Below are 26523 nucleotides of genomic sequence, written 5' to 3' on the forward strand. Positions count from 1 at the left end.
CGTATCCGATTTAAGCCTTGTTTACCGCGTCGCCCGCAAAAAAGGCTTCGAGCTGGCGCGTAACTTCGGCTTTATCGTTCTCGATCACGGTCTGGTACTGCTCTTTCGCGATCAGCTCCGCGATTTCGACCGGGAATTCCTGCACGATGTCGAGCAGGCGGATCGCCTCGTCGAACTTCGCCGGATGCGCGGTCGCGAACGAGACCGTGATTTCGCCGTCTTCGTTGAACGCTTCGTATGCCGCTACCCCGCAAGCCGTATGCGGATCGAGCAGATAGCCGGTCTCGGAACGGTATTTCCCGATCAGTTCCAGATTCTGCTCGTTCGTGGCGCCCAGCGCCTGAAGCTCGGACTGTACGCGCCGCAGCAGATCGCCTTCCACGACGATCCGGCCCTCGCTCGCCAATGTGCCCATGTACGCCGACACCTTAGCGGAATCTTCGTCCAGCAGATAATACAAATAGCGTTCGAAGTTGCTCGCCACCTGGATGTCCATCGACGGGCTGTGCGTTTTGCGGAACTCGCCCGGCCGGTATTCCCCGGTTTTGACGAAGCGCTCCAAAATGTTGTTCTCGTTGGTCGCGATGATCAGCTTATGGATCGGCAGCCCCATCTTTTTGGCAAGGAAGCCCGAGAAGATGTTGCCGAAGTTGCCGGAAGGCACGCTGACGTTGATCTTCTTCGATTCGCCGGCCTGCTCGGCCGCGCGGAAGTAGGCGTAGAAATAGTAGACGGTCTGCGCCAGAATCCGCACGAAGTTGATCGAGTTGATCGCGCGCAGATGATGTTCGCCCTTGAATTCCAGATCGGAGAACAGCTCCTTGATGATGCGCTGGCAGTCGTCGAAGTTGCCTTTGACAGACAGGTTCAGCACGTTTTCGTCGTGTACCGTCGTCATCTGAAGTTCCTGCACCTTGCTGACTTTTTCGTGCGGGTGAAGGATGCAGATCTTGATGCCTTCCTTGCCGCGCACGCCCTGGATCGCCGCCGCTCCCGTGTCTCCCGAAGTCGCGCCCAGGATATGGATGATCTCGCCGCGCGTCTTGGAGACGTACGAGTAAAATTCGCCCATGAACTGCAGCGCCACGTCTTTGAACGCGAACGTCGGGCCGTGGAACAGCTCCAGAATGTACAGCGAATCGTCCAGCTTGCGCAGCGGGGTCACTTCCGGATCGCGGAAAGTCGCGTAGCTGGCGTCTACCAGCTCTTTCAGATCCCCCTGCGGAATTTCGTCGTTCGCGTACAGCGAGAAGATCTCGATGAACAGCTCGCGGAAAGGCAGACCTTTCCACCACTCCAACGTGTCCGAAGACACGGCCGGGATTCGTTCCGGAACCATCAGGCCGCCGTCTTCGCCCAGCCCCATCAGGACGGTATCGATAAAGCCTTTCGGTGCAACTTGACCTCTTGTACTGATGTAGTTCATCGTAAGCCCCCAATGATCGAAAAAGTTGTCGTGCGCTGCGGCGCGCCCTACGTTCCGCCAGGCGGAAACCATGGACGATTCGCGGTTCGAAATTCGCCGCCCGCGATTTTATTTGTTCAATCATACCCCGAAACGGACATGCGATGACAGTCTTTTTTTACATTTCGCATTCAAAAATTCCCGGCCGGTTTAAGGGGATTCGCCAAATTTCGAGGACAGTTGTCCATGATCGGCGTACATCTCTTCCGCTCTTTTTTTCAATTCGCTCTGCCGATACAAGATGAATGCGCGCATGTACCGCTTCAGCACAAAAGCGTCGAACAGGCGTCCGAGCGGCCCGAGCGGCGAAGCGAAGTCCAAAATGTCCCGCACGATCGTCCCTGCGGCCGTCTCCTCGAATTCATGCCGATGCATCATGCGCGCGAAAGCGCCCCGGGTCATCCGGTCGACGAAAAAGCGCGGCGCCTCCAGCTCCTCCACGATCGACGACAGCCGCTGCCGCACGCCGAAATGAACCGCTTCGAACACGACCGTCTCTCCTTTTTCCATCAGGCCGTCCCTCCGCCCGCCGGGCATCGTCCGCTCTTTCGTCGAAGGCCATACCGTCCGCGGATGCAGTCCCACGTCCCGCGCGGCATCGAAGCAGAGCGCGATCGGCGCATGGACGACGACCTCTTCCTTCACGACAACCATAGACGTCACTCCTTCCGGGATGGACATTTCGGGATCGCTTTTTATCGAAAAGAGATCCGACTTACGGAGAGAGTTTTTCGGCGCTCGGCAGTCTCCCCGCTTAAGATCGCGCGATCTTGTCGTTAACCCTTATCTTTTTGGAATCGACGATCGCGGTCCGCAGCTTTTTTGCCCGCTCTGCCCAGAGCGTGCTCTCCGGCAGCAAACGCTGCATAATGCGGCAAAATGCGTAACCGGTGTAAAGTCTCGTCAAACCGCGCGGTCCGGCACCTTCCCAATCCTCGTTATAAAATCGCTGCCTGTCCATGTTCGCGTCTCCTTTCGGATTTCAACTTTGCGCCAGCTGCCGCCTCATGTCCTGCTGCAGATCCCACAATTCCGCGGCGGAAACCGGTGTCCGGTCCGCTCTGTTCACGTCGCGTCCTTCTTCCGACCACAGGAACGGATAGATCCGCATCGCCTGGAAGCCGCCCAGCGCCTCCGCTTCTTCTTCCCAGCCGTTCCATCGGAACGTTCCGTAATACTGCTCCAGGTCGCCATTCAGTGCCCAGTCCAAAAAGTCCGTATATCCCTTCTCCGTGTCTTCCCACTCCAGCGTATCCGGCGCAAAATAATAAACGTTCGGCGCACGGTCGTTGAACGCGCCGTTGTTGATCGCGAAAAAGCCGCCCGCGATGTCGTAGGCCGCAATGACATAACCTTCCGGCTTGAACTTGAGCTCAAGCGGTTCCGGCCCCAGCCCGTTCCAGGAACGGATATCGCCCGCGATCTCTTCGCCGCCCGAACCGAGCACCCTCAGCCAGCCGCGATCGATCAGCAGTCCGCCGCAGTTCAGCACGACCGCGCCCAGCGTCGTCCGGTCGCTCGTCTGCATGCCGACCAGCGTTTCTTCGGCCCGCTGCCGGTCCCTATCCAGCACTCTGACTTCGTTTTTCGCCGTTCGCAGCGCTTCCGACAGTTCCGGCCAGGCGCTGTCTTCGGACAGCAGCTCATGCAATTCTTTCATCGTTTCTATTCATCCTTTCCGCACATCTCTTGCTTTTTATTGTATAGAAAGGGGAATGCGGACTCAAACGGCTTCATTTTCCCGACTCTACGGCCGATATAAGTTCTGCATACCCCGGGGCTTTTTCGAATCCGGACTATCCTATCGGACATTGGAGGAATTTGTCATGAAAAAGAGCTTTGCTTACGGCCTGAGCTTCGCCCTGCTGCTTGCGATCGCGGTGCCGGTCTCCCAGCAGACGGCCCGCGCCGAAGCCAAGAAGTACAAAAACTGCACCGAGCTGAACAAGGACTACAAAGGCGGCGTCGCCAAATCGGCCGGCATCAAAAACAAAGGCGGCAAAACGAAATACAAGCCGTTCGTATCGGCCGAGCTGTACGAAGCGAACAAGAAGAAAGACCGCGACCACGACTTTATCGCCTGCGAAAAATAGGGATGCCATTCGGCATCCCTTTCTTTATGGAGCCGCGGCTTACAGCCAGCGCGCCGCTTTGCGCCGGATGACCGGAATTCCGCGGCTGTCCGCCCAAGCGATCAGCTCTTTGACCCGGCGATCACCGGAATCCTCGTCCGAAAACTTGAAGGAGTAATCGTTCGGCACGAACCAAGCGCCCCTCGGCTGGATACCGATCGAAGGCTTTTCTTCCCACGATACGTAAATGCGCTTGATCCGTTCTTTCGGCAGTTTTTTTCGGCGAAGCTTCAGGTTCTCCTCGCCCCATTCGATTTTGTACGGAGGACGGAACATCTGCCAGACGGAAATCAAAGTGATCCCTGCCATGACAATGGCGATCCCTAATGAAAAACGGAAATTGAACGGATCGCTCCATCCCGCGCTCCATTGTTCGTAATGCTGACGAGCCAGCATAAACCACAAAACGGATTGAATGCCGCAGCCTGCCGCAGCCGTCACCGGATAAGCGCTGCGCACCTCGTAAGTCCGAGCTTCTTTTTCCATGATCCTGTCTCCTTTCCGCAAATCCGTTCTTTCTTAAATAAACGCCTCGAAAAGAAAAAAGTTCCAAAACAAAACAAAAAAATGGAAAAGAAGAAAACGGCGAAAAGATACGATTCTTTAATCCGCAGGCGAATCCGCCAAATCGATTTGAAGTGCCCTGACGCAGAACGACCGAGCTTACAGCGTCAAAAAATAGTTCAGATACTCCTCGTCGCGCTTGTATCCCCGATTTTCGTACAAGCGCTGCGCGGCGAGATTGTCCGGCGCGGTGGACAGGGCAATCCCCTTCGCTCCGGTCAGCTCCGCGTGATGCCGGGCCGCATCCAGCAGCATCCCGCCGATCCCTCGTCCCCGAAAGCTTTCTTCTATGTACAAATCGTTCAAGATCCATGACCGCCTCATCGATACCGAGGAAAACGTCGGATACAGCTGCACAAAGCCCGCGGCCGCGGCCGTATCCGCCTCCTCCGCCAGCAGAACGACGGATTGAAGCTGTCCCAGCCGCTCGCCCAGGAAGCGGGCTGCCCCTTCGAGGTCCGACGGCTGCCGGTAAAAGACCCGATAGGCGTCGAACAGCGGCGCGAGCCGCTCCACATCCGCCGGCGACGCCGAGCGGATTCGCATTCCGTTTTGCCTGATCTTCATTCGTTCGATTCCTCCTGTTCGGCAGATCCGTCTTCGCGCTCTTCGCCGGAGAGCCGCTCCAGACGATGCCGTACCAGGCCGAGCAGCTTGACCTTCTCGGCTTCCGGAATCGGCTCGATCAGGCGCGCGGCCGCCACGGGCAGCATCCAGCGCTCGATCTCCGCTTCGGAGAAGCCCGATTGTTCCGCATAGCTCTTCAAATAGACGCCGCGAAAGATCTCCGCCGCATGCGCCATGCTTCCGCGCGGCCCTCCGGCTTCCGTGCCGAAGCCGAGCAGCAGCAGCGTGCGCGCGGCGTCATACAGCGGATGGCCGCAGCAGGCGTCGATCCAGTCGATCACCCGCCAGCCCTCCTCGTTTTCCATCACGTTGCCGGGATGAAAATCTCCGTGGCACAGCCGGCCGTCATCCGGCAGCCGCCGCAATTCCGCCAGCACGGTCCTCCGTTCGTCTTCGCTGAGCAGCTCCGCCCGTCCGATCCGCTCGATCAGACGTTCCCTCTGGGAATCATCAAGGTTGTCCGCTCCGAGTGCGTTCAGCCGAACATGATAGGCCGCAAACTCCCCTGCCGCCGCTTCCGCCGTCTCGGGTTCGCGCTGCAGCCGCTGCAGCAGCGACTCCCCTTCGATGCGCGCCAAGAGGATCGCTTCGCGGCCGCCGTACCGCGCTCTGCCGAGCGGCTTTGCCGCAGGCAGTCCCTGCGCGTACGCCCATTCGCTTTTCCGATACTCGTTATCGACGCTTTCTTTCCCGAACCATTCGCGAAACAGCTTCACGATCCGTCCTTGATCATCCGTGAAAATCTCGGCCGTGCCGCCGTCGCCGACCCGGCTCCATTCCCGCACTTCCATCGGTCACCTCTCCCCTCCGCCTTCGCGGCTGTTATCTCCGAGCGGTCGGGCGTTCCAGCGCGTACAGTTCGTCTTCGATCTGCATAAGCTTTTCGTTGACCGCCGCTTTGGCGTCGCGCACCGCCTGGTTGTAGATGTAGGGCGCGAACCGGTGCAGCATATGGTCGAGCAGTGCTTCCGCCGCGATCGTTCCGATTTCTTCGCCCCGTTCTTCGTAAAAATAAGCCTGCAGATCGGCGACCATTTCGTCCTTTCGTTCCTTGGGCAGTGTAATCGGAATCATGAGTTCATCCCTTTCGTTTTAGATGCTGTTCGGCCGGCTTCCTTTGCTGCGGTGCATAACGACCTGCCGGGTCGCTTCGAAGCCGCTCTCCTGATAATACTCCTTCAGCTTTGCCGAGCAGAATAAGCTGACGACTTCGATTCCGCTTAGTTCTTTCATCATTTTGTCCATCAGCTGCCGGCCGATTCCTTGGCTTCGATGCGCATGCAGCACGACCACGTCTTCCACGTAAGCCCGGTACACCCCGTCGGACACGGCACGGCAGAAGCCGACCAGCTTTTTGTCCTCCCAGGCTCCCAATACCACGCCGTGCGCCAGCAGTTTGCGAATGCCGTCTTTCGTCCGCTCGGGCCACCAGTCGACATCCTGATAAAGCCGCATCAGTTGAAGCGGGGGAATCGGTTTTTCCGTATGCAGTTTGATGACCACCATGTGTCCGAGGCCTCCTTGTCGGTTGCTTGTGTCGTTCCCGGTTGTTTTGACTATGCCCCAAATTCGCGGCAAAGTCGAGTCCTTCCTTTCTCGCTCCCCCTTTTTAGGCTATAATAAAAATCGTTTGACAAATCGGGAAAGGAAGAAAAGGTTCATGAAATCGAAACGAAATTCGCGTCCGGGACGCAAAAAAACAAGCTTTTCCTTCCGGAGTTCGCCTTTTGCTTGGATGCTTCTCCTGCTGCTCGTCTCGTTCCTCGTGTTCGTTCCGGGGCTTTATTCGGATACGCTCGGACTCGGCCTGCAGCGCGGGATGCTCATTACGATTACGCTTCAAGCGGCACTGGCCTGGTTGTCCGTGCTCGCCCTCTTGTACTTCGGCAGCCGGCTGCTGATTCGCATGCGAAAAGAAATCGTCAAACAGTATCCGGCCTTTTTTTATGCTTTGTGCTGGTTTGCCCTTTTGGCCGTCGCAGTCCTGATCCTGGGTTTCTTCGAAACTCCCCGGGTCACCTCCGATCTTTTTCATTATTACGCGCAGGGCGCGATCGAAGAACGGATTTCCAATGTCGCCGCGACCAACGAAGTTTGCAATAAAGGAGGCAGAACGACGACCTGCACGCTGTGGATCGAGCTGGAAGACGGCAGCCGGTATGCGACCAAAGGGGCTCTCTCCGACCTATTCGAGCAGCGCGCGGACGTCAAAGCGATCCGGATTCTGCCGCTCAGCCGCCGCATCGTCGGCGTCCGTACGGAAGAGGGCTGGATGTAAAACGATGAAAGGAGTTCATTATGCCTTCCAAACCTGATCTTCAAAAACCCGATCCCCGTGGCGACTCGTCTTCGGCACCCGAGAAAACCCGCCGGGCTGCGTCTCTCCCCCCGCTCGCGTGGATGGCGCTCGTCGTGGCGCTGCTTGCCGTATTTGCCACAGAGTCGTTTTACGTTCAAGCTCTGGGTCTTGACCTGCAAACGGCGCGGCTCGTCGTCATCGCTGTCCGCTGCGCCGCCCTTTGGCTATCGGCCTTCGCGCTCGGCTATGTCACGATCCGCCTGATGCTGCGCAGCACACGGAAAAACGCCGGCGTTTATCCCTCCTGGCTGCTTGCCGTATTGGTGACTGCCATACCGCTTATGCTGCTGGCAGTTCTGACTTTCGGCTATCGTACCCCTCAGGCGACTCTCGATTTGGCCCGCTACTATGCTTCGAATGCGGTCGCGGAAAAAGAAATAGACGCTTCTTCGGTTCACGAAATTTGCAGGCGGGGCGGCACTTCCAACTGCAAGCTGCGATTCCGGTCGACAGACGGCGAAGACTTCGTCGTAAAAGGCGAACTGATCGACATCCTCCGCACGCTGCCCGACATCCGCACGGTGCGCGTGCTTCCGTCGAGCCGCCTGATCATCGGCGTTCGTACGGAAGACGGCTGGCTGTAAGTCTCCGCGGATGCCCGGCCGCCGAGCCGATGTCCAAAAAAGCCCGGTGCGCACTATGGTGCGCCCGGGCTTTGCGCCGTCCCGAGGGAAGGCCCGTCAAGGCTCGATCGGTCTGACCATGCTCGGATCGGCGATCAGAGACAAAGCGCTCTCCTCCAGAGATCCGTACCAGACGTCGGAATAATAGTCCATGATCAGCAGATTGTCGCCGCACAGATAAAACGAATGCGAAGGTTCTTGAAAAACGTAATGCCCGTCCAGCCAGATCGGATGCAGCGTATCGCGGAATACCGCCGGATCGAGGCTGCCCTCCAGTTTGCCGAAATAACGGCTGCCGAAGACGAGCTCCTGCAGGCAGAATGTCGTCAGAAAGTGCGGCAGCGACGAACAAACGATCTCGCTGCCTTCCAACTTATCGTCCCATAGACGCGCAGCGTCGCTGTATACGGGGGAATCGTCCCGGCCCGCATCGACTTCGCAGCTCCAGTTCCCCTGATTTTCCAACAAAAACGAAATGCGGCCGTCCTGCCGCTTTACTTCCTCCGGCTCCAGCCAAATATCCTGTACGCCGAGCAGCTTGGGACCGAATCCGGCCGGATAGACGCCGGAGCCGAACGAAGGGTTCGGCCACCTGCCGGCAAACGCGTAGAAATCTTTGAGAACCGCGGGAAGCTCTGCCGGAATGTCCTCTCTGCGGAATCCGTATTCCGGTCTAGCCGGGCCCGCCCATTTGCAGATGAACGCTTTCAAACGCTCCATCGTGTGTTCGTTATCCGGAATCAGCATATGAATTCCCCTTTGTATGTAAAATGAAGTGAAGGCGACTTGGATGTTCCGACTTTTCGTCTTTTGTCTTTCGATCGACCGGCGCGTCCGACAGCGTTATGTAAGCCTTATTTTATCCGCAATTCGTCGGCCTGATAACCCCGCTCTTTCCTATTTCTGCGAAAAGCGGCGGAGAACGGATGCGAAGTTGGTCCCATACCGACACCCGGGGATCGAAGATCTTTCGGCAGCGAGATCGGCAGATCGCGCTTATTTTTCATGTTTGCCTACTTATTCGCGATAATTTTTTTCATAAAATGATTGACGGTCTCGCTTCTTCCTTTTATTATAAATGCAGCAAACGACTTTTCACATTCAAATAACCAATCGGCGTGTTACCGCAAGGGCATGAGCCAGGAACTGTTCACTCATAGAGGGAATGTTCTTGGCTTTTTTTGTTTTTTGCGGCCCTGTATCGGGAAAGGAGCAAGCAGCATGACGAAATCGACAGAACACTTTTGCGTACAGCGCGTAATCGGCAGCAACGTCGTCATGGCCAACGGAGAACGAAGCGGCGAAGAATTCGTCATCATCGGCAAAGGCATCGGCTTTACGCTCAAAGCGGGAGGAATCCTCGCGATGGACGACCGTCGAATCGAGAAGAGATTCCGGCTGGAAGACCGGGAGGAATGGGGCCGCTACCGAATGCTGCTGGAAAATATCGACCCTCGGGTCATCGAGGTGTCGAACGAAATCGTGAAAGCGATTGCGGAACGGACCGGAACCGAACCGGACGGCAAAATCTATCTGGCGCTGCCCAGCCATATCCAGTTTACGCTGTATCGGCTCCGCAACGGCATGGACATCGCCAATCCGCTGCTGGAGGCGACCCGGCTGACTTTTCCCCAGGAGTTCGAGTTGGCCTCCCGGGCCGCCGAGCGCATCTCGCGGGAATTCGGCGTCGACATTCCCGAAGACGAGATCGGATTCCTGACCTACCATGTCTACTCCGCCGTAAGCAGCGTGCCGGTCGGACGGGTGGTGCAGGCTTCCAATCTTGTAGGCGAGCTTATGGACATGATCCGGCGCGACGCAAAGCTGGAATTTGACGCCGGGAGCATGGAAATGGTCCGAATGATGATTCATCTGCGCTGTCTGGTCGAGCGTCTGCTGCGAAGCTCCCGCTCCTCCAATCCTCTTCTTCCCTGGATCGAGCAGGAATGCGCCGACGCTTTCCGGTTTGCGAAAAAGCTGGCCTCGATCATAGGCGATTCGCTGGACGTCGACGTCCCGCAGCCCGAAATCGGCTTTCTCGCCGTTCATCTGCATCGCTTGATGCACGCCTCCCAGTAGGATTCAACCATTTTACATACGAAGGGTGATGACTATGTTAGCGTTTCTGCAAAAACTTGGCCGGTCGCTCATGCTTCCGGTCGCCACGCTGCCTGCGGCAGCCATTCTCCAGGGCCTCGGTCTGCTGGATTACGAGAAAGACCTGCCTTTCGGAAGCGCAGTCGGCGGTTTTCTGAACCAGTACGTCGCTCCGTTTCTCAACGTCGGCGCGGGCGCCATCTTCGGCAGTCTTCCTCTGATCTTCGCGATCGGCGTGGCGATCGGCTTCGCGGGCGATGCCGTGGCTGCGCTCTCGGCGCTGATCGCCTATCTCGTGCTGGGGAACATTCTTGAAGCGGTACCTCTGCAAATGCCGTTTATCGGCGACGACGTCGTGCTGAACATGGGCGTGCTCGGCGGCATTTTCGCAGGCGGCTGGGCGGCCTTCCTGTATAAGCGTTATCACGACGTCAAAATGCCGGACTGGCTCGGATTTTTCGGCGGCAAGCGCTTCGTTCCGATCGCGACCGCCGCTTCCACCATGGTGCTGGCCGTGCTGATCGGCATGGTCTGGAGCCCGATCCAGGACGTGATCAGCGCCTTCGGCAACTGGGTCGTCGGACTCGGGGGACTCGGCGCATTCGTGTTCGGCACGGCGAACCGCCTGCTGATTCCGATCGGCCTCCATCACGTGCTGAACTCCATCGCCTGGTTCCAGCTCGGCGATTATACGAACGCGGCGGGCGAAGTCGTGCACGGAGACCTGACGCGCTTCTTCGCGGGAGACCCGACGGCCGGGATGTTCATGACCGGTTTCTTCCCGATCATGATGTTCGCCCTGCCGGGCGCCGCGCTCGCATTCATTCATACGGCGAAAAAAGAAAACCGCAAGGCAGTCGCTTCCATTTTCGTCGGTGCGGCGGTCGCCTCTTTCCTGACCGGCATCACCGAACCGCTCGAATTTTCGTTCATGTTCGTCGCGCCGGTCCTGTATGCCGTGCATGCGGTTCTGACCGGCCTCTCGGGGCTGATCATGTATGTGCTCGACGTGCATCTGGGCTTCGGATTTTCGGCCGGTCTGATCGACTATCTGGTCAACTTGAAGCTGTCGCAAAACGCCTGGCTGCTGCTGCCGATCGGGCTTGTCTTCTTCGTCGTCTACTATTTGCTGTTCCGCTTCATCATCGTCAAGTTCAACCTGAAAACGCCGGGACGCGAAGACGACTTCATGGAAGCCGTTCAGACGGCGGACGGCGCCGCCGTAGGGGCCGCCAACGTGCCGAAAACGGGAGCGGCCCAGTCCGCCGACAGCCGCTCCGCGCAGATTCTCGAACATATCGGCGGTCCTTCCAATATCCTCGATATCGACGCCTGCGTCACCCGGCTGCGCCTTGTGGTCGCCGACGATAAAGCGGTCGACGACTCGGCGCTCAAGAAACTGGGCGCGTCGGGCGTTATGAGGCTCGGTCAGGGCACGGTCCAGGTCGTATTCGGGCCGCAATCGGAACGAATCAAGAACGAGATCGAGAAAATGCTGTAAACCCCGTTTCCGCGCAAAAAGGACGTGCATGCCGCACGTCCTTTTGTCGTTCACGGAATTTCGCCGGCTTACCAGTTGGACTCGATGAACTCGTCCCGTCCCGACTGCTGGCGATCTTCTTTGTAATGCTTCGGATTTTTTTTGTGATAATCCTGATGGTAGTCTTCCGCTTCGTAAAAATCCTGCGCGGGCAGAATCTCCGTCGCGATCGGCTTGTCGAAGCGTCCGCTGTCCGCCAGAGCTTGTTTGCTCGCCAGCGCCGCCTGCTGCTGCTCTTCGTTGTGGAAGAAGATCGCCGGCTTGTATTGAGGCCCCCGGTCCTGGAATTGTCCTTCGCCGTCCGTCGGGTCGGTCTGCGGCCAGTACAGCTCCAGCAGCCGCTCATAAGGGAAGACGTCCGGTTCGAACGTGATCTGCACCACTTCGTAATGCCCCGTCGTGCCGGTCTTGACCTGCTCGTACGTCGGATTTTCCACCGTGCCGCCCATGTAGCCCGAGACGATGCCGCGGATGCCCGGCTGCTCTTCGAACGGCGTTACCATGCACCAGAAGCAGCCGCCGGCGAACGTCGCCTTTTCGATTTTGTTTTCGCCCGCGTTTTGCGCGAAGCCCTGTTGTTCCTGCGTCATGAAGTTCCGCTCCTCTGCTTGTTCAAGTATTTCCGGGCCGCGGATCGAACCGCGGCCTTGCGCCGATTCGCTCACTCCGCGGAAGGAAGAAGCGTGAAATTCGGCTTGATCTCGCCGATCCGCTCCCGGCGCGCGTTCAGCACCGGAGCATGCACGTATTCGGCCAATTCCGCGTACTGTTCCGGCGTCCCGATACCGAGCTGCTTAAGCACTTCCATCGCGGCGACGGAAGTCGCGCGCTCGCTGCCGTCCTCGACTTTTATTGCGATGCCGATGCCCCGATCGGCCGCGCCGATGCACTGAACGCCTTCCGCTCCGACTTTCGACACAAGCTCCCCGCCGAATACTCGCATCAGGTCGGTATCGAAGCGATCTCGTCCCGCCACCATCTCCGGCCGGCTCGTCATGCCCCGGCGAACGCGGTTCAGCGCTTCGGCCCGCTTCGGCGATACCGCGCCTTCCGGTTTGGCAAGCCGGGCGAAACCGAGTGCGACATGGTACAGCGGCAGACGATGTACCGGCACTCCGCAGCCGTCCACGCCGATACCGATCTCGTCCTCGGGAAGGCCGCATACGTCGGAAATGACCGACAGGATGCGCCGCTGATGCGGATGATCGATTTCGCGGTACGTCGAGATATCCTCATGCAAATGCACGGCCGTCAGCAGCATGCCGGAGTGCTTGCCCGAGCAGTTGCTGAACACGGGCGTCAGTTCGCGCCCTTCGCGAATCAGCTCCCGGTAACTGGCGCCGTCGCGCGGAATATGCGTGCCGCACTGCAGGTCGTCTTCGGACAAATTCGCGCGCGACAGCACGTCCAGAACCGTATTGCGGTGAATCGGCTCTCCGCTGTGCGACGCGCAGCTCAGCGAGATTTCGGCATCTCCGTATCCGAATGCGTCGGCGGCTCCGGATTCGATCAGCGGCACCGTCTGGAACGGCTTCATCGAAGAACGAGGAAACGTCAGGCGCCGCGGATCGCCGACATAATACAGCAGACGGCCGGCGCCGTCCACGACCGCCGCGTGAATTTCGTGATTGCTTTCTACATACTGGCCACGGGTAACTTGCACATCCTGGGACATCGGTTAATCTCTTCTTTCTGTGTATGATAGGGCGTTCCCGACAATTATTTCGCCAGCTCGTAGATGGCGCGCGCATAAATGGCGGTCGCTTTGAGCAGGTCGTCGATTTCGATGTATTCGTCGGCCTGATGGGCCGTCATTTTCTTGCCCGGGAAGCAGGCGCCGAACGCCACGCCTTTCGCCATGAATTTGGCGTAGGTGGCTCCGCCCGAAGTCAGCAGCTTGGGCTCGTCCCCGGTCACTTCCGCATAAGCGGTCTGCAGCGCCCGAATGACCGGCTCGTCTTTGGCCACATAGTGGGAGCCGGCTTCGCGAACGTCCGAGATCCGGAAATCGAAGCCGTCGACTTTTTCTTCAAGCTGGGCTTTGATCCATCCGTAATCCGCGCTCACGGGACAGCGCGCGGTGAATTGGATCTGCGTGTCGCCTTCTTCCATTCCGAACCGGATGACTCCCGGATTGACCGTCAGCGGTCCCGTCACTTCGTCGCTGCACGCGATGCCGAGACGCTCGCCGTGAAAATCTTCGTGCATGGCGTTCAGCAGGCCGATGAACGCTTTGCCTTCCGGCTGAAGCGACGCCTCTTCAAGGAACAGGGCCAGCATTGTGCCGGCATTGGTGCCTTTTTCCGGTTCGGAGCCGTGCGCCGCAACGCCGGTAAGGGTAAACATCGCTTGTCCCGCGTTGATTTCCGCCGCTCCCTTTACCCGGTGCCGGCGGCAGAACTCTTCGAACGATTCGACCAGCGGACGGATATCTCCGCTCAGCACCGCATGCGCGCGTTCGGGCACCATATTGATTCGCAGGCCCGCTTCGAACGATTCCAGACGCACGAGAGATTTGGATTCCACAGGCGCGATTTTAGGCGTCAGCGTCGGATTGAACTGTCCCTTTTCGGCATAAATCATCGGGAATTCCGCATCCGGCGCAAAGCCGACGGTCGGCATGCCGACCTTATCCGCGTAATAACGCATGCAGCTCATCCCGCTCTCCTCGTCCGTGCCGAAAATCATACGCACGTTTTTGCTCAGCGGAAGCCCCGATTCCATAACGATTTTCAATCCGTACAAGGCGGCAATCGTCGGCCCTTTGTCGTCGATCGCTCCTCGGGCATACAGCTTACCTTCCCGGATCGTCGGCTCGAAAGGCGGACTCGTCCAACTTCCGGCAGCCGGAACCACGTCCAGATGCCCCAGCACGCCGATTGTCGTAACGGGATCGTGCGCCCCGTACTGCGCATAGCCGGCATAGCCGTCCACGTTTTCGACGCGCAGGCCCATCGCTTCCGTCAGATTCAGCATATAATCGAGCGCTTCGCCGATCGCGGCGCCCATCGGACGCTTTCTCGACGCGGTAGCCGGGTCTTTGACGCTCTCGATGCGAAGCAGGCCGTCCAAATCGCGAAGCAGATCCTCTCGCCGCGCTTCCGCTTCTTTTTGCCAATCGATCATCTATCCGTGCCTCCTTATCGTTCTTCGCCCTCTGCGGGACTTTTCGATTCGCCTCTTATCTTACCACTATTTTCGCCGGAATGCCGAATCCCTTCCTCCGCCTCCTGCAGCAAATTCGCCAACCTTTTTACATCTACGGGTTTGTTCATGTATTCGTCCATCCCCGCCGCCAGGCAGCGCTCGCGGTCGCCCGTCATCGCATTCGCGGTAACGGCGACGATATAAGGAGTTCCATAGGTTTGCGGACTTTCCCTGATTCGGCGCGAAGTCTCGAAACCGTCCATCCTCGGCATCCGGATGTCCATGAGAATCATGTCGTAATGCCGGTTCGAAGCCGCTTCCAGCGCCTCCACGCCGTCCGGGGCCATATCCGCCGTATAGCCGAGGCGTCCGAGCAGACGTTCCATGACCAGCTGGTTGACCTTGTTGTCTTCGGCGACCAGGATTCGGAGCGAGAACGATTCTTCTTCGTTCGGAAACAGCGGAGATTCTCCCCGATCGGCGGCCGAATCTCCGAAATCCGGCAGCTGCGCTTCGATCGCGAAACGAAAGACGGAACCTTCCCCGGGTTTCGAAGAAACGCCGATCTCGCCGCCCATCAGCTCGATCAGTTTCTTGGTGATGGCCAGCCCGAGACCCGTGCCTTCGGATTTGCGAGTCATGAAATTGTCCAATTGATAAAACGGTTCGAACAGATGCTCCCTCTGCTCCTCCGGAATGCCGACGCCGGTATCGCGAATGCGGAACACCAGACGCGCTTTTCCTTCGGGTGCTTCTTCTTCGGTATCGACCGAGACGAACACCCCGCCTTTTTCCGTATACTTGATCGCATTTCCGATGAGATTGACGAGAATCTGGCGCAGCTTGTTCGGGTCGGCCAGTACGATGTCCGGCACCCGCGGTGCTACCGAAAGGCCAAGCTCCAGTCCCTTCGCCCGGGAATCCGCCAGCAAAATGTCGAAAGAACGGGCGACGTCCTCGCGCAGATTCATCGGTTCCGGCTGCAGATCCGCCTTGCCCGCTTCGATCTTGGAAAAATCGAGAATGTCGTTGACGATGTTCAGCAGGGCATCGCCGCTGCGGCGGATAACCTCCACGTATTCGCGCTGCTGATCGTTCAGCCCCTCGGTTTCCAAGAGCAGCTGCGTCAGCGTGATCACTCCGTTCATCGGCGTCCGGATTTCGTGGCTCATCACGGCCAAAAACTCGCTCTTCGCCCGATCCCTCTCCTCGGCCACCTGCTTTTCGATCAGCAAACGCTTGTGCTCCGTAATGTCTTTGGCCAAAATATAGCAGCCGACATTCTCTCCTCCGACGATAATCGGCGCCGTGGAGGTCAGCACTTCGAATTCGCCGCCGTCCGCATGGCGGATCCGAACCGTCGGACGCATCGCGTCTTCGCCTTGCGCCGCGTTCTCCTGCACGATATCCCGCAGCGAGCCGCTCGCCATCCAATCGACAAACCGCCGCCCGATCATTTCTTCGGTCGTCAATCCGGTCAGACGCTGAGCGGCCGGATTCGTATTGATGACCCGGCCTTCTCCGTCGATGGAAAATACCGCGTCGTGGTTATGCTTTTTAAGCGACGTATAACGTTCCACCGACTCTTGCAGCCGTCTTTCCGAACTGCGGAAATCGGTGACGTCCCGGTAAATGACGGCATAGCCTCCGGGCTGGCCGGCATCGCCCAGCGCAAAGCCGGTCAGCAGCAGATCGACGGATCGCCCGCTTCGGGTCCGTACCGTCGCGCTCTCACTTTTTCTCGCCGGCGTCTCGGGATTCGGAAGAACTTCCGGCCCCGGCCGTTCCTCGGAGCCGCCGGATGTTTCGCGCAAAGCGATCCGTTCCCGCAGCCGCTGTTCGCTTTGTCCGGCAAGTTCTTCCGACGACCAGCCGAACATCCGCTCAAAAGCGGCGTTCACTTTCAATAGGCGCCTTTCTTCATCGAAAAGAGCCACGGGATCAAGGTTGTTCGCGATCACTTTTTCCAACTGCCGGGAGACCTCTTCGAGGCGATGCCGGGTGTCTCGGTTCCGCTCGTCCCGCATTTGCTGTTCGGACAGCGAAGGGAATACCGTCGCCGCGCTGCGCCCGGACAAATCCGTACTGCTCAGCTCCTCGTCGGTCATGACGTAATCGTGCGAGCGCAGCATCTTCACCTGCAGCGAAGCGCTGACGGAACCGCCGCGGTAGGCACATACCGAAAGGAGACGGTAGCCATGCACGCTGCGATCCGCAAATTCCTCGAACTTCTCCAACTGGGATTCGACTCCGTCCTCCGCTTTCCAGAGAACATGCGCCCAGGTACGGATCCCCGTCGTTCTATCGCCGTAAGGCTGCAGCAGTTCCGCGAAATGTTCGATGACGACTTTATAATGAAAGCTTTCGTGCACCGCATAAAATTTTTCCGCGTCCACGTAAACGACCTGTTCGCGCTGATTCTCGTCGAGGTGCGCAGACACGCGGGCCCGTATGCGTTCGGTCCTCTCTCCGGAATCCATCAAAATCGCCAGGTCGCCGGCGCGCACCCCGGAAATCAAATAAGCGGCCGCATTATCCGCGTAAGCGTCCTCGTCGTCGTAGAGGTACAAAATATGACCGCCCGCGGATACGTCGACCATCTTGTTCAATTCCATTATGCGCTCGCTCATTGTGCCCCCCGTGACTTCATTTAAATTTAAGTTTCTTTCATTATACGACAAACAAGGAGACGGAAAATGGCGAATTTCCGTTCAAATCCTCTAAACATACAAAAAAAGACCCGCATAGGCTGCCGAAGCAGCACATGCGGGTCTCTTCTTCTGATGCGGTCGAGAGGACTCGAACCTCCACGGGGGTTAGCCCACACGGACCTGAACCGTGCGCGTCTGCCAATTCCGCCACGACCGCTCATTCATTCACGTCACCGTTTATCGCAGCGACAAGATAGATCATAGCACGAATCGGGAATAGACGTCAACATTTTTTTAAAAAACCTCTCCTTTCGCTTGCACGCGCACATGTGTTCGGTTATAATGAGAACAGAACACAAGTTCCTACAAGGTGGTGAAGAGCATGACCGCTGTACAGACGACCCGAGACGAACTCTCGCTGATCAAAAGTTACCTGCTGCTTACGCATATTTTGAAAGCATTCGAGAATGACGCCAAACGTCTGGAATCCGACGACTCGATGCAGACTTCCCCTTTATATACCGAAATGATTCGCAGCGCTTCCCGCTGCACGGCTGTGCTCCTGTCGGGAATCCGGCGCGAATTCAAGAAACGCAGCATCCGCGTCTGCGAAGTAAAGCACGACGGCAGCGGCGTGGACGCCGATTACTTGTGCCGCGGTCTGCACGGTGCCCTTCACATCGACAAAGAACCTTTCGATCTCGAAGTCGATCAGCGGATGCGCGCTTACTTGAGCATACAATCGGCACCGATCGTAACCGACTCCGGCCGACAGAGCGCTCCGCCGATGCGCGGCTACGGACAGCGGCCGTCTTCTCCCGGCAAGCCGCTTAAGAAAGCTTCAGGTCGCCCTTATTCCGCGGGCGCCTACGCGTAACCTTTGCCCCTCTCCCAGCATTCGACCCGGATGCCGCCCCCCGGCGCCCGGCCGAATGCCGGTTACTTATATAGAGGACTCCCTATTTTTACCCCTCAAAAAAACCGCCGCGACCCGAATTTCGGTCGCGGCGGTTTTTTTGAGGGAAGCGGCCGCCGCGGCATTCGCGCCGGCAGCCCTCCAGCGGAGGGTTCGAACGGCTTTAAATGCCGTTCTCCTCTGTTCGCGACGTCTCTTCCCGCTCTTCCGCGAACAGATTGATCCGCTCTTCCTTGGACGGCTGGATCGCGTAATTCCGATCCAGCTTGACTACATTGCGGTTGGGGCGCCGGATCAGCACATGCGTATCGTCCCAGGCGACCACGATTCCTCTGACGTCGTTCTCTTTCAGCCCGTCGCGCACGACCCGGACTTTCTCTCCGGATAGGCGATAGGCATTGAGCTGTTCATCGCTAATCATGAAATATTCCCCTCCGTTCGGGCTGCCGCAGGTGCGCCGTATGTTCGCAGCGCCGTGCTTAAGCCTGCTTATTGTTTTCCGTTAAACGAAAAAAGCCCGAACGCGCTATCGCGAACGGGCCGGTCTGAAAAGCGGGTAAACCTCTCACTTTCGGACGGAATGTCCGTTAACGCTGGGCATGTTCCTTCGAATCCGTATTCTCGAACCAGAAGTCGAGCACTTTGGCCGACATCACCCGCTGTTCGATATATTCGACCTGCTGAGGCGTAAATTGTTCTCTCCAAGGGAAAGACAGCTCCTCGCACAGATCGGCGAGCGTCAGAAGTTCGGACCAGGCAACATAGCGTTTATACCAGAAGAATTGAGGATGTTCAATCATATAGGGATAAAGGTCGTCAAATTCCGTATGCTTGCAGTCGAGAGCCCGTTCGAAATGTACCTTGGCCTGGTTGACTTTGTTGATAAAAAATTCGGCGTTCACAGCTTGATCGCTCATGTTCGTCTTCCTCCTCTCCCTACTTACAAAGGTATTATACGTAACATTATCGGAGGGGTAAAGCGGGAAATGCAGCTTTTGCGCCAAATCCCCTCAGTCTTCGAAAACGACTCCGTCTTCTCCCAGCGAGCGGATGCGAACCAGCGATTCCAGACGGATTCCCTGATCCCGCAAACTTTGCGCGCCGGACTGGAAGCATTTCTCCACCACGATGCCCGCGCCTACCAGCGTCGCCTCCGCCGAGTGGATGATCTTGACGAGTCCTCTCGCGGCGTCGCCATTGGCAATGATGTCGTCGATCAGCAGAACCCTGTCTTCTTTTTTAATAAACCGTTTGGGCAGCATTAAATCGGTTACGATCCCTTTCGTAAACGAAGGCACCCGTTCCACGTAGGAATCGGGATCGGCCAGCAGCGTTTTTTTTCGGCGGGCAAAGATCATCGGCACGCCGAGTTCGAGCGCTGCGGCAAAAGCCACCGGAATGCCGGAAGACTCGACGGTCACGACCTTGGTCACGCCGTCCGCCCCGAAACGCGACGCGAATTCCCGTCCCATCTCCATCGTCAGCGCCGGATCGACCTGGTGATTCAGGATCGCGTCCAGCTTCAGCACCTGCTGCGAGGCGATAACCCCTTCCCGCTTGATCCGTTCTTTTAATTCTTCCATAGCTCAGCCCTCCAGATTCGCTATTCCGGCATTTGCACGAATGACGCATCGGTCCGCCGAATTCCCGCGTTCGTTCGGAAAGAACCGGTCATGCTGCATAAGCGCCGAGCGCGTTTTCGTAAAAATAGCACTTTGTTCGTTTTTTTTCAAGATGACACCGGATGTCGCCTTCCGCCTCTTTCTTCAAAGGCTTTGACTGCCTCGCGCTTCGTAGCCGAGGTACATCCGCTTCAGTTCGATCGCGACGCGGTTGAGCGAATACTGGGCTTTGGCTTTTTCGCAGGCCGTCCGCGCCAGTTCGTAGCGGTATGCCGGGTCCCCGATAACCTGCTCCAGCGCCTCTGCCAGCGCTTCGGGATCGTCCGGAGGAACCAGCAGCCCGTTCACGCCGTGCTCGATCTGCTCCGGCACGCCGCCCACGCTCGTTCCGACCAGCGCCAGGCAGCAGAGGGCGGCTTCGGCAAATACCGAGCCGAACGCCTCCGCGCGCGAGGGCAGCACGAAGATGTCGAAAAACGGCATGAACTCTTCGGGATGCAGCGTGTATCCGTAAAAGATGGTATCGTCGTAGACGCCCAGCTCCTGCGCCAACCGTTCCAAATCCTGCCGCGACGGCCCGTCCCCGATCAGATGCAGCACATACGGAATATTCCGCTCCTTCAGACGCGCGCAGGCTCGAAGCAGCACATCGAGTCCCTTCGCGGGAACGAGACGGCAGACCGCCATCAGCTGCGGCACTTCGTTTTCGTGCGGAACGGGCTTGAACCGGCGTTCATCGTAGCCGTTGGGCATGATTTTCACCCGCTCCGGGTATTCGATGTACGTTCCCATATAGCGCCGAAAAGCGTCCGACACCGTAATCAGCTGATCCGTTTTCGCTTCGAGTTCGCGGTAAACGGAAGTCAAAAATCGATGTTCCGGGCCGTTTTCCTCGATTTTTCCGTTCAAAATCAATTCCCGTTCGTAACTGGAGTGGATCGTCTGCAGGACAGGCGTATCCGGAAATACCGTCTTCATCGCCAATGCGGCGATCGGATGATGCGCGTGGATCAAATCGTAAGGCTTCTGCAGCCTTAAACGGGTCCACCACAGATAATCGCGATAGGTCTGCATGTATTTTTGCACGATAGGGCTGTCCCCGTACCGCGTCCAATCGAACGTCTCGAACACTACTTCCTCGCGGCCCTTGCCCCGGATCCGCTTGGGCAGCGAAAACAGTTCCATCTCCCAACGGGCCGACGAAAATTTCTCCTGCAGATACGGGATCATGGATGATACGCCCCCCGGCTGTTCGGGCGGAAAAAATAAAGCTTGAAGCAATCTCACAGCCAGTCTCCCCTTCCGCTTCACACGTTCTTTCTCTTGATGATAGCCCACAAGGGAGCAAGACGTAAAGGGCGAGTCGGCGCTTTTCGGAAGGCGTCCGCAAAGTCATTCGGGCCGAAAACGCTTCATCCCCTTGCCGGTGCGCATCGCCAGCCGGCGGCGAACAGGCGTACCGGCAAGGCGGCGAACGGCGGGTACGCACGAAAAAAGAGCCGCCCGGGCCGGACGGCTCTTCCTTGAACGAAAACGATAGCGCTCTCTGAGATTCGCCGCGCGCTTTCAGACGGATGTCTCGTCGCGCAGCGCCGTCAGTTCCTCTTCGCTCAGCTCCCGGTATTGTCCGGGAGACAGCGCCGGATCAAGCAGCAGCGGTCCCATGGAGACGCGCTTCAGGAAAACGACCTTTTTGCCCACGGCCTCGAACATGCGCTTGACCTGATGGAATTTGCCTTCCATGATCGTCAGCCGAATGTCGGAATGGGCGGCCCCTTCCCGTTCGTAACGGCGCACGATTTCCAGCTCCGCCGGCATCGTTCGGTAGCCGTCGTCGAGCTCTACGCCGGCGCGGAACGCCGATCCGTCCGACTCGTCCACCGCGCCGAACACGACCGCTTCGTAGGTCTTCGAAACGTGCTTGCGCGGAGACAGCAGCTCGTGCGCGAGCTTTCCGTCGTTGGTCAGCAGCAGCAATCCTTCGGTGTCTTTGTCGAGCCGACCGACCGGAAACGGCTCGAACGCCAAATACTCGGCATCCAGCAGATCGATCACCGTGCGGTCGTACCGGTCTTCGGTTGCGGACACGACGCCCTGCGGTTTGTTAAGCAGCAGATACACGAATTCGCGGTAGCGGACCGGCTGCCCGTCGACTTCGACGAGCGCCGATTCCGGATCGACCTGCAGCCCGCTGTCCTTGATCGGGCTGCCGTCGACCGCAACCCGGCCCTGCTTGACCAACTTTTTGCTTTCGCTGCGCGTGGCAATCCCCAGATGGGACAATATTTTATCGATGCGCAGCTTCTTGCCGGTCTTCTTCTCGTTGCTCATCCGTTCCATCTCCATCCTGCCGGATATTCGTTTTTCAAGACGCCGGAGGCCCATTTCCCCCAGCCGGCGGCATATCCGTCGATCGCGACGAGCACATAACCTTTCGCGTCGACGCCTTCGGCGCGTTCGATCCGCTCTTCGCCCGGCGTCAGCGTCTCGCCCTTCAGATACGAGACCGCCTCCGGCAGCGAGGAGCTCAGATTCAGCGTTCGCGCCGACTCGCGCGGCGACAGCGCCGCGGCCAGAGCGTTCGACGGCACGAAGCGGCCGCCGGATTTGACCATGCCGAGCCGGAAGCCGGAGCGGCGGACCTTCAAGCCGCGCAGCCGCTCCGGCTCCACCGGGCAGGCGTACGCATAGCCGCCGGAGATCAGCAGCGTGCCGGTCAGCGGCACGCTCACGTGCGCGGCCAGAAAGTCCAGGCACGCGCGGCGCACGGTCTCTTCGGACGCCTCCTCGCGGACATAGGCGTCCCTGCCCCGTCCGCGAGCCTCGCGCGCGGACTTGTCTTCGCGGCGCGGCGAGCGGGCGCCGCGCTCTTCCCGGCGGCCCTTTCCTTTGGGGCCGCCGCTGGCCCGCCCGCCGTCTTCCGCGGCGGGCATCGGTTCCCCGGCCCCGATGAACGGGCCGGGAGCCGTGCCGGCGGCGCCCGCTTCCCGCGCCGCCTTCTCTCCCGTGTGCTCCAGCACGCACACGAAATGCCCCTCGCCTTCGGCGAGATGCGGCCAAATGCGCGCCGCCCGCGCCGTCTGCGCGAGCGCTTCGGGCCGCAGCGCCGGCTCACCGCCTTGAGCCGGCTCGTGCAGCAGCGGCGACAGCCCGCCGCCGCTTTCCGCCAGGCCGGCCGCCCATTCCGGCCGGCCCGGCGCGAACAGCGGCGAATGCGGCATCTCGCCGACGACGAAGTCGGGATGGCGCGCCAGGAACAACGCGATCATGGCCTCGTTCTCCTCGGGCGAGAACGTGCACGTCGAATAGACGATGCGCCCGCCGGGCGCCAGCATGGACGCCACCGTATCGAGAATATCCCGCTGCATGACGGTGCAGACTTCCACCGAATGCTTCTCCCACTGCCGCACGGCGTCAGGGTCTTTGCGGAACATCCCTTCGCCGGAGCACGGCGCGTCGATCAGAATCTTGTCGAAATAAGCGGGGAACCGCTGCGCGATCCGCTCCGGCGTCTCGTTCAGGACGACGGCGTTGCGGACGCCGCTCATTTCGATGTTTTTCGCCAGCGCTTTCGTTCGCTCCGCGCTGATGTCGTTCGTCACCAGAACGCCTCGGCCTTCGAGCTTGGCGGCGATCTGCGTCGACTTGCCGCCCGGCGCGGCGCACAGGTCCAGCACCCGGTCGCCCGGCTCCGGCCGAAGCGCTTCGGCCGGTTCCATGGCGCTCGGTTCCTGAATATAATACAGGCCCGTATGATAATAAGGATGCTTGCCGGGCCGCTCGTTCTCGTCCACGTAGAAGCCGGTCTCGCACCACGGAATCGGCTTCAGTCCGAACGGGCTGGCCGCCTTGAAGTCTTCCAGCCCGATCTTAAGGGTATTGACGCGGATTCCCGCATGGCGAGGCCGGTCATAGCTGGCGACGAAATCTTCGTACTCGCCGCCGAGCCAGCGCTGCATGCGCGACTCGAACAGCGGCGGAAGCTGAATGCTCATGTTGTTTCCTCCCGTTTCCTGCTGCTGTTGAATATCCGCGGACCGTTACGGCCCGAATACGGGCGCAAAACGGCCCGCCCCGCCTCGCGGCCGACTGCCGCTGCCCGGCGGAGCGGGCCTTGTCTTGCCTGGTCGGACAACGCCGTCGGGACTCGGCCCGAATGTCTCGGCGCGCTTTACTCCTCGCCGTCCGTGCCGCGTCCCGGCTTCGCTTTCGGTCCGCGGGAGTAACCCGTGCGCTGCGGCACGTTGGGCGCAATGGCTTCGTCCGCCGCGCGCACCTGCTCCCGGACTTCGGGATCGGCGATCTCGATTTCCAGTGGGTAAAACGCGAAAGGCTCGCGCTCGTATCGCTCCAGCCTGCCCAAATACTCGCGGGCGTCCGCCGTCAGCTTGTCCATCCGGATGCCGAGGCTGTCCGCCGGATAATCGGACAGCTTCCGCACCGCGCTGCGCATCATTTTGCGCGCGCCTTCGATTTTGTTGTAGGCCCGCTTCACGCTGCCGTTGCGAAAGTGATACAAAGCCACGGCTACCTGCAGCAGCCCCGAATACAGAGGATCGCGGCCGCGTTCCAACCACAGCTCTTCAAGCACTTCATGGCACTCGAAATAATCGCGGTCGCGATTGAAATAGACCAGGAAAGCGGCCAGATTCGGTTCAACCTTCATCTTCCGGTTCTTCCTCGTGCTTGGAAGCCATCAGAGCCTTGATCTCCGCCATCATCGCCTTCATCCCTTCGAAATCGCGCGCCAGGAACAGCTCGCTGAACTTCTGCTGGTAGTCGATCGCTTCCGCGACCAGATGATACGCGTACAGACGATGAATCGTCTTAAGCAGCGTCGATACGATGTTGGCGTCGTCTTCGAACAGCTTCTGCGCGTCGAGAATTTCTTCCCGGATGCTGGACATCTCGCTATCGAGCACCGAAGCCGCCTGAGCCGACTTTTGCAGCCGAAGCCGCATATCGCCGGGAAGCCCGCCGCGGTATTTGTAATTCAGCGAATGCTCGATCGTCGCCCAGAAGTTCATGGCCAACGTCCGGATTTGAATTTCGGCCAGCACGATCTTTTGCTCCAGCGCGGTCTGGACCGGATAGCGGATAATCATATGGAAGCTTCGGTAGCCGCTCTCTTTGTAATTGGTGATATAGTCCTTCTCGTAGAGGACCGTCAAGTCTTTGCGGGCCCGGATGTACTCCGCCACCCGGCGGATATCTTCGACGAACTGGCACATGATGCGGATGCCGGCGATGTCTTCGATTCCCTCCTCGAGTTTGTCCAGCGGAACGTCCAGCCGCTCGGCCTTTTCCAATATGCTGGAAATCCGCTTGACCCGTCCCGTGACGAACTCGATCGGCGCGTATTCTTCGCGCTTTTTCAGTTCGGAGCGCATCGTCTTGAACTTGACTTTCAGTTCTTCGACCGTCTGTTCATATGGAAGCAAAAATGTTTCCCAGTTTCTACCGTCCATGCTATGTGCCTCCTCGTCTTCCTTCGCCCTTTCAGCGGTGGTCGGCGCCGACCGCTTGGGAAATGTGAGCAAACCCGTCTGTTTGCATCAGCCGTTTGAGCCCGGCATGCAGCTGGCGATTGACTTCCGGACCTTTGTAAATCATGGCCGTGTAAATTTCGACCAGGCTGGCGCCGGCGCGAATTTTGGCATAAGCGTCTTCCGGCGTGAAGATCCCTCCGCTGCCCACGATCGGCAGCCGGCCTTCGGTCTGCGCATACACCCGGCGGACGATCTCCGTCGAACGCCCCGTCAGCGGCCGGCCGCTCAGGCCTCCGGATTCGCCGCGGTTGCGGTGCGTAAGCCCTTCGCGGGAGAGCGTCGTATTGGTCGCGATCAGGCCGGATACGCCGCTCGAGAAGATGGCGTCCACCGTCTCCTCCAGCTCGCCGTCGTTCAAATCGGGAGCGATCTTGACGAATACCGGCTTGGGATCGGCTTCGCCCGCCTGACGCGCCAGCTCCCCCTTCACCGCGGACAGCAGCGTCCGCAGCCCGTCGCCGTGCTGCAGGCGCCGCAGGTCCGGCGTGTTGGGAGAACTGATATTGACGATAAAGAAATCCGCGTGCGGGTACAGAACCCGGATGCAGCGCTCGTAATCGAGGTAAGCTTCCTCGTTGGGGGTGACTTTGTTTTTGCCGATATTGACGCCGATCGGTACCGGCCGTTCCTTCAGTCCCGCCAACCGGGCCGCCATCGCTTCCGCGCCCGAGTTATTGAAGCCCATCCGGTTCACCAGCGCCAGATCCGGCGGAAGGCGGAACAATCTCGGCTGCTCGTTGCCCGGCTGGCTCAGCGGAGTGACCGTGCCGACTTCCATAAAGCCGAATCCGACCGAGGAAAAGCCCGGCACCGCCTCGGCGTTTTTGTCCAGTCCGGCGGCCAGGCCGACCGGGGACGGGAAGGACAATCCGGCTACTTCCGAGACCAGCGCTTCGTCGCGCTCCACGCCGTACATGCTGCGCAGCAGCTTCAGGCCGCCGGGCGCATCGGCCGCCCGGCGCATGCCGTCGATGACGAGGTGATGGGCTTTCTCGGGGTCCATCCGAAAAAATAACGGTTTGGCAAGGCGTTCATACAGCAAGCGGTTCACTCCCATTCTTCTCTTCTGGGAACCACTGCCCGAAATCAAGGAACGAAACGGGAGGAATGCGGCATGGCCGCATCCTCACGCCGCGTCGGCTTGCTTCCGGCAGGTTCCAAGTCTCTTAATTTTACCCGGAACCACGTTAAAAGGAAAGCGTTCCGGATTTCGTTTTTCCTGCTCCGCGCC

29 protein-coding genes and 1 tRNA gene are annotated in these 26523 nt (G+C 58.8%); 6 read left to right on the forward strand and 24 right to left on the reverse strand.

The genetic code is table 11. The features are described 5' to 3' along the window. Positions 1–10 precede the first annotated feature (10 nt). From thrC to GYN08_RS10095, 4 genes are all read right to left on the reverse strand, one after another. On the reverse strand, positions 11–1426 hold the full coding sequence (gene thrC, locus GYN08_RS10080; protein WP_166274086.1) for a threonine synthase: 1416 nt from the start codon (positions 1424–1426) through the stop codon (positions 11–13). 189 nt (positions 1427–1615) lie between these two features. Next, positions 1616–2119 carry an SRPBCC family protein gene (locus GYN08_RS10085; RefSeq protein ID WP_166274087.1) on the reverse strand — a complete coding sequence of 168 codons (504 nt, stop codon included), beginning with the start codon at positions 2117–2119 and terminating at the stop codon, positions 1616–1618. A gap of 100 nt (positions 2120–2219) precedes the next feature. Beyond that, positions 2220–2426 (reverse strand): hypothetical protein, encoded by a 207-nt coding sequence (locus tag GYN08_RS10090; protein WP_166274088.1) that lies wholly within the window; start codon positions 2424–2426, stop codon positions 2220–2222. Between the two features lie 21 nt (positions 2427–2447). Then, the gene (locus GYN08_RS10095; RefSeq protein ID WP_166274089.1) at positions 2448–3125 is read right to left on the reverse strand and encodes a DUF2625 family protein; all 678 of its coding nucleotides are present in this window, start codon (positions 3123–3125) and stop codon (positions 2448–2450) included. 166 nt (positions 3126–3291) lie between these two features. On the opposite strand from GYN08_RS10095, the gene GYN08_RS10100 reads away from it, so the two are divergent. After that, a complete protein-coding gene (locus GYN08_RS10100) occupies positions 3292–3558 on the forward strand; it encodes an excalibur calcium-binding domain-containing protein (RefSeq protein WP_166274090.1) in 267 nt (88 codons plus the stop codon). 39 nt (positions 3559–3597) lie between these two features. Here the strand turns inward: GYN08_RS10100 and GYN08_RS10105 are convergent, their stop codons facing one another. The 5 genes from GYN08_RS10105 to GYN08_RS10125 all read right to left on the reverse strand — a co-directional run bounded on the left by GYN08_RS10105 (position 3598) and on the right by GYN08_RS10125 (position 6294). Beyond that, positions 3598–4083 (reverse strand): hypothetical protein, encoded by a 486-nt coding sequence (locus GYN08_RS10105; protein WP_166274091.1) that lies wholly within the window; start codon positions 4081–4083, stop codon positions 3598–3600. A gap of 177 nt (positions 4084–4260) precedes the next feature. Continuing rightward, positions 4261–4728: a GNAT family N-acetyltransferase gene (locus tag GYN08_RS10110; protein WP_166274092.1), complete on the reverse strand. Its 468-nt coding sequence runs from the start codon at positions 4726–4728 to the stop codon at positions 4261–4263. Then, positions 4725–5579 carry a phosphotransferase gene (locus GYN08_RS10115; protein ID WP_166274093.1) on the reverse strand — a complete coding sequence of 285 codons (855 nt, stop codon included), beginning with the start codon at positions 5577–5579 and terminating at the stop codon, positions 4725–4727. Before GYN08_RS10115 ends, GYN08_RS10110 begins: the two co-directional genes overlap by 4 nt. Before the next feature lie 31 nt (positions 5580–5610). Next, positions 5611–5862, reverse strand: coding sequence for a DUF2164 domain-containing protein (locus tag GYN08_RS10120; protein WP_166274094.1), 252 nt, complete (start codon positions 5860–5862; stop codon positions 5611–5613). A gap of 18 nt (positions 5863–5880) precedes the next feature. After that, the gene (locus tag GYN08_RS10125) at positions 5881–6294 is read right to left on the reverse strand and encodes a GNAT family N-acetyltransferase (RefSeq protein ID WP_166274095.1); all 414 of its coding nucleotides are present in this window, start codon (positions 6292–6294) and stop codon (positions 5881–5883) included. 154 nt (positions 6295–6448) lie between these two features. Between GYN08_RS10125 and GYN08_RS10130 the strand changes: the two genes are divergently transcribed. Further along, on the forward strand, positions 6449–7066 hold the full coding sequence (locus tag GYN08_RS10130; protein ID WP_166274096.1) for a hypothetical protein: 618 nt from the start codon (positions 6449–6451) through the stop codon (positions 7064–7066). Positions 7067–7086: 20 nt separating this feature from the next. Then, a complete protein-coding gene (locus GYN08_RS10135) occupies positions 7087–7731 on the forward strand; it encodes a hypothetical protein (protein ID WP_166274097.1) in 645 nt (214 codons plus the stop codon). A 96-nt stretch (positions 7732–7827) separates the two neighbouring features. Here the strand turns inward: GYN08_RS10135 and GYN08_RS10140 are convergent, their stop codons facing one another. Further along, positions 7828–8517, reverse strand: a complete 690-nt coding sequence (locus GYN08_RS10140) for a hypothetical protein (RefSeq protein WP_166274098.1) — start codon at positions 8515–8517, stop codon at positions 7828–7830. A 474-nt stretch (positions 8518–8991) separates the two neighbouring features. On the opposite strand from GYN08_RS10140, the gene GYN08_RS10145 reads away from it, so the two are divergent. Both GYN08_RS10145 and GYN08_RS10150 read left to right on the forward strand, forming a co-directional pair. Beyond that, positions 8992–9849 (forward strand): PRD domain-containing protein, encoded by an 858-nt coding sequence (locus tag GYN08_RS10145; RefSeq protein WP_166274099.1) that lies wholly within the window; start codon positions 8992–8994, stop codon positions 9847–9849. Positions 9850–9883: 34 nt separating this feature from the next. Next, positions 9884–11368, forward strand: coding sequence for a PTS transporter subunit EIIC (locus GYN08_RS10150; RefSeq protein ID WP_166274100.1), 1485 nt, complete (start codon positions 9884–9886; stop codon positions 11366–11368). A 68-nt stretch (positions 11369–11436) separates the two neighbouring features. Here the strand turns inward: GYN08_RS10150 and msrA are convergent, their stop codons facing one another. The 5 genes from msrA to GYN08_RS10175 all read right to left on the reverse strand — a co-directional run bounded on the left by msrA (position 11437) and on the right by GYN08_RS10175 (position 17422). After that, a complete protein-coding gene (gene msrA, locus GYN08_RS10155; RefSeq protein WP_166274434.1) occupies positions 11437–11949 on the reverse strand; it encodes a peptide-methionine (S)-S-oxide reductase MsrA in 513 nt (170 codons plus the stop codon). Between the two features lie 119 nt (positions 11950–12068). After that, complete coding sequence (locus GYN08_RS10160) at positions 12069–13082, reverse strand: asparaginase (protein ID WP_166274101.1); 1014 nt, start codon at positions 13080–13082, stop codon at positions 12069–12071. 44 nt (positions 13083–13126) lie between these two features. Beyond that, positions 13127–14533, reverse strand: coding sequence for a dipeptidase PepV (pepV, locus tag GYN08_RS10165; protein ID WP_166274102.1), 1407 nt, complete (start codon positions 14531–14533; stop codon positions 13127–13129). A 14-nt stretch (positions 14534–14547) separates the two neighbouring features. Further along, a complete protein-coding gene (locus GYN08_RS10170) occupies positions 14548–17184 on the reverse strand; it encodes a PAS domain S-box protein (RefSeq protein ID WP_166274103.1) in 2637 nt (878 codons plus the stop codon). Between the two features lie 154 nt (positions 17185–17338). Continuing rightward, positions 17339–17422, reverse strand: a tRNA-Leu gene (locus tag GYN08_RS10175). Between the two features lie 165 nt (positions 17423–17587). Between GYN08_RS10175 and GYN08_RS10180 the strand changes: the two genes are divergently transcribed. Beyond that, complete coding sequence (locus GYN08_RS10180) at positions 17588–18082, forward strand: hypothetical protein (protein WP_166274104.1); 495 nt, start codon at positions 17588–17590, stop codon at positions 18080–18082. 202 nt (positions 18083–18284) lie between these two features. On the opposite strand, the gene GYN08_RS10185 is transcribed toward GYN08_RS10180, so the two are convergent. From GYN08_RS10185 to GYN08_RS10225, 9 genes are all read right to left on the reverse strand, one after another. Next, entirely contained in the window at positions 18285–18542 is a 258-nt protein-coding gene (locus GYN08_RS10185; protein WP_166274105.1) for a hypothetical protein, read from the reverse strand. A gap of 166 nt (positions 18543–18708) precedes the next feature. Then, positions 18709–19038, reverse strand: a complete 330-nt coding sequence (locus tag GYN08_RS10190; protein ID WP_166274106.1) for a hypothetical protein — start codon at positions 19036–19038, stop codon at positions 18709–18711. 93 nt (positions 19039–19131) lie between these two features. Continuing rightward, complete coding sequence (locus GYN08_RS10195) at positions 19132–19704, reverse strand: xanthine phosphoribosyltransferase (RefSeq protein WP_166274107.1); 573 nt, start codon at positions 19702–19704, stop codon at positions 19132–19134. Positions 19705–19887: 183 nt separating this feature from the next. Beyond that, entirely contained in the window at positions 19888–21030 is a 1143-nt protein-coding gene (locus GYN08_RS10200; RefSeq protein WP_166274108.1) for a glycosyltransferase family 4 protein, read from the reverse strand. A gap of 279 nt (positions 21031–21309) precedes the next feature. After that, positions 21310–22074 (reverse strand): pseudouridine synthase, encoded by a 765-nt coding sequence (locus GYN08_RS10205; RefSeq protein ID WP_166274109.1) that lies wholly within the window; start codon positions 22072–22074, stop codon positions 21310–21312. Next, positions 22071–23738: an RsmB/NOP family class I SAM-dependent RNA methyltransferase gene (locus GYN08_RS10210; protein ID WP_166274110.1), complete on the reverse strand. Its 1668-nt coding sequence runs from the start codon at positions 23736–23738 to the stop codon at positions 22071–22073. The genes GYN08_RS10205 and GYN08_RS10210 overlap by 4 nt, the downstream gene beginning before the upstream one ends. A 176-nt stretch (positions 23739–23914) precedes the next feature. After that, positions 23915–24409, reverse strand: a complete 495-nt coding sequence (locus tag GYN08_RS10215) for a DUF309 domain-containing protein (protein WP_166274111.1) — start codon at positions 24407–24409, stop codon at positions 23915–23917. Then, the gene (locus GYN08_RS10220; RefSeq protein ID WP_166274112.1) at positions 24399–25211 is read right to left on the reverse strand and encodes a GTP pyrophosphokinase; all 813 of its coding nucleotides are present in this window, start codon (positions 25209–25211) and stop codon (positions 24399–24401) included. Before GYN08_RS10220 ends, GYN08_RS10215 begins: the two co-directional genes overlap by 11 nt. 31 nt (positions 25212–25242) lie before the next feature. Continuing rightward, complete coding sequence (locus tag GYN08_RS10225) at positions 25243–26334, reverse strand: quinone-dependent dihydroorotate dehydrogenase (protein ID WP_166274436.1); 1092 nt, start codon at positions 26332–26334, stop codon at positions 25243–25245. Positions 26335–26523: the final 189 nt, after the last annotated feature.

The organism is Saccharibacillus alkalitolerans, from assembly GCF_011090185.1.
Lineage (GTDB): Bacteria > Bacillota > Bacilli > Paenibacillales > Paenibacillaceae > Saccharibacillus > Saccharibacillus alkalitolerans.

Coding starts and splice junctions, on each gene's coding strand:
- GYN08_RS10140 (WP_166274098.1), bottom strand. CDS start 8,517: ATGCTGATTCCGGATAACGAACACACGATGGAGCGTTTGAAAGCGTTC.
- GYN08_RS10195 (WP_166274107.1), bottom strand. CDS start 19,704: ATGGAAGAATTAAAAGAACGGATCAAGCGGGAAGGGGTTATCGCCTCG.
- GYN08_RS10135 (WP_166274097.1), top strand. CDS start 7,087: ATGCCTTCCAAACCTGATCTTCAAAAACCCGATCCCCGTGGCGACTCG.
- GYN08_RS10185 (WP_166274105.1), bottom strand. CDS start 18,542: ATGATTAGCGATGAACAGCTCAATGCCTATCGCCTATCCGGAGAGAAA.
- GYN08_RS10105 (WP_166274091.1), bottom strand. CDS start 4,083: ATGGAAAAAGAAGCTCGGACTTACGAGGTGCGCAGCGCTTATCCGGTG.
- GYN08_RS10085 (WP_166274087.1), bottom strand. CDS start 2,119: ATGGTTGTCGTGAAGGAAGAGGTCGTCGTCCATGCGCCGATCGCGCTC.
- GYN08_RS10110 (WP_166274092.1), bottom strand. CDS start 4,728: ATGAAGATCAGGCAAAACGGAATGCGAATCCGCTCGGCGTCGCCGGCG.
- GYN08_RS10130 (WP_166274096.1), top strand. CDS start 6,449: ATGAAATCGAAACGAAATTCGCGTCCGGGACGCAAAAAAACAAGCTTT.
- GYN08_RS10120 (WP_166274094.1), bottom strand. CDS start 5,862: ATGATTCCGATTACACTGCCCAAGGAACGAAAGGACGAAATGGTCGCC.
- GYN08_RS10210 (WP_166274110.1), bottom strand. CDS start 23,738: ATGAGCATTCAGCTTCCGCCGCTGTTCGAGTCGCGCATGCAGCGCTGG.
- GYN08_RS10115 (WP_166274093.1), bottom strand. CDS start 5,579: ATGGAAGTGCGGGAATGGAGCCGGGTCGGCGACGGCGGCACGGCCGAG.
- GYN08_RS10100 (WP_166274090.1), top strand. CDS start 3,292: ATGAAAAAGAGCTTTGCTTACGGCCTGAGCTTCGCCCTGCTGCTTGCG.
- GYN08_RS10215 (WP_166274111.1), bottom strand. CDS start 24,409: ATGAAGGTTGAACCGAATCTGGCCGCTTTCCTGGTCTATTTCAATCGC.
- GYN08_RS10205 (WP_166274109.1), bottom strand. CDS start 22,074: ATGAGCAACGAGAAGAAGACCGGCAAGAAGCTGCGCATCGATAAAATA.
- GYN08_RS10170 (WP_166274103.1), bottom strand. CDS start 17,184: ATGAGCGAGCGCATAATGGAATTGAACAAGATGGTCGACGTATCCGCG.
- GYN08_RS10190 (WP_166274106.1), bottom strand. CDS start 19,038: ATGAGCGATCAAGCTGTGAACGCCGAATTTTTTATCAACAAAGTCAAC.
- GYN08_RS10160 (WP_166274101.1), bottom strand. CDS start 13,082: ATGTCCCAGGATGTGCAAGTTACCCGTGGCCAGTATGTAGAAAGCAAT.
- GYN08_RS10095 (WP_166274089.1), bottom strand. CDS start 3,125: ATGAAAGAATTGCATGAGCTGCTGTCCGAAGACAGCGCCTGGCCGGAA.
- GYN08_RS10220 (WP_166274112.1), bottom strand. CDS start 25,211: ATGGACGGTAGAAACTGGGAAACATTTTTGCTTCCATATGAACAGACG.
- GYN08_RS10090 (WP_166274088.1), bottom strand. CDS start 2,426: ATGGACAGGCAGCGATTTTATAACGAGGATTGGGAAGGTGCCGGACCG.
- GYN08_RS10180 (WP_166274104.1), top strand. CDS start 17,588: ATGACCGCTGTACAGACGACCCGAGACGAACTCTCGCTGATCAAAAGT.
- GYN08_RS10145 (WP_166274099.1), top strand. CDS start 8,992: ATGACGAAATCGACAGAACACTTTTGCGTACAGCGCGTAATCGGCAGC.
- GYN08_RS10150 (WP_166274100.1), top strand. CDS start 9,884: ATGTTAGCGTTTCTGCAAAAACTTGGCCGGTCGCTCATGCTTCCGGTC.
- GYN08_RS10125 (WP_166274095.1), bottom strand. CDS start 6,294: ATGGTGGTCATCAAACTGCATACGGAAAAACCGATTCCCCCGCTTCAA.
- pepV (WP_166274102.1), bottom strand. CDS start 14,533: ATGATCGATTGGCAAAAAGAAGCGGAAGCGCGGCGAGAGGATCTGCTT.
- thrC (WP_166274086.1), bottom strand. CDS start 1,426: ATGAACTACATCAGTACAAGAGGTCAAGTTGCACCGAAAGGCTTTATC.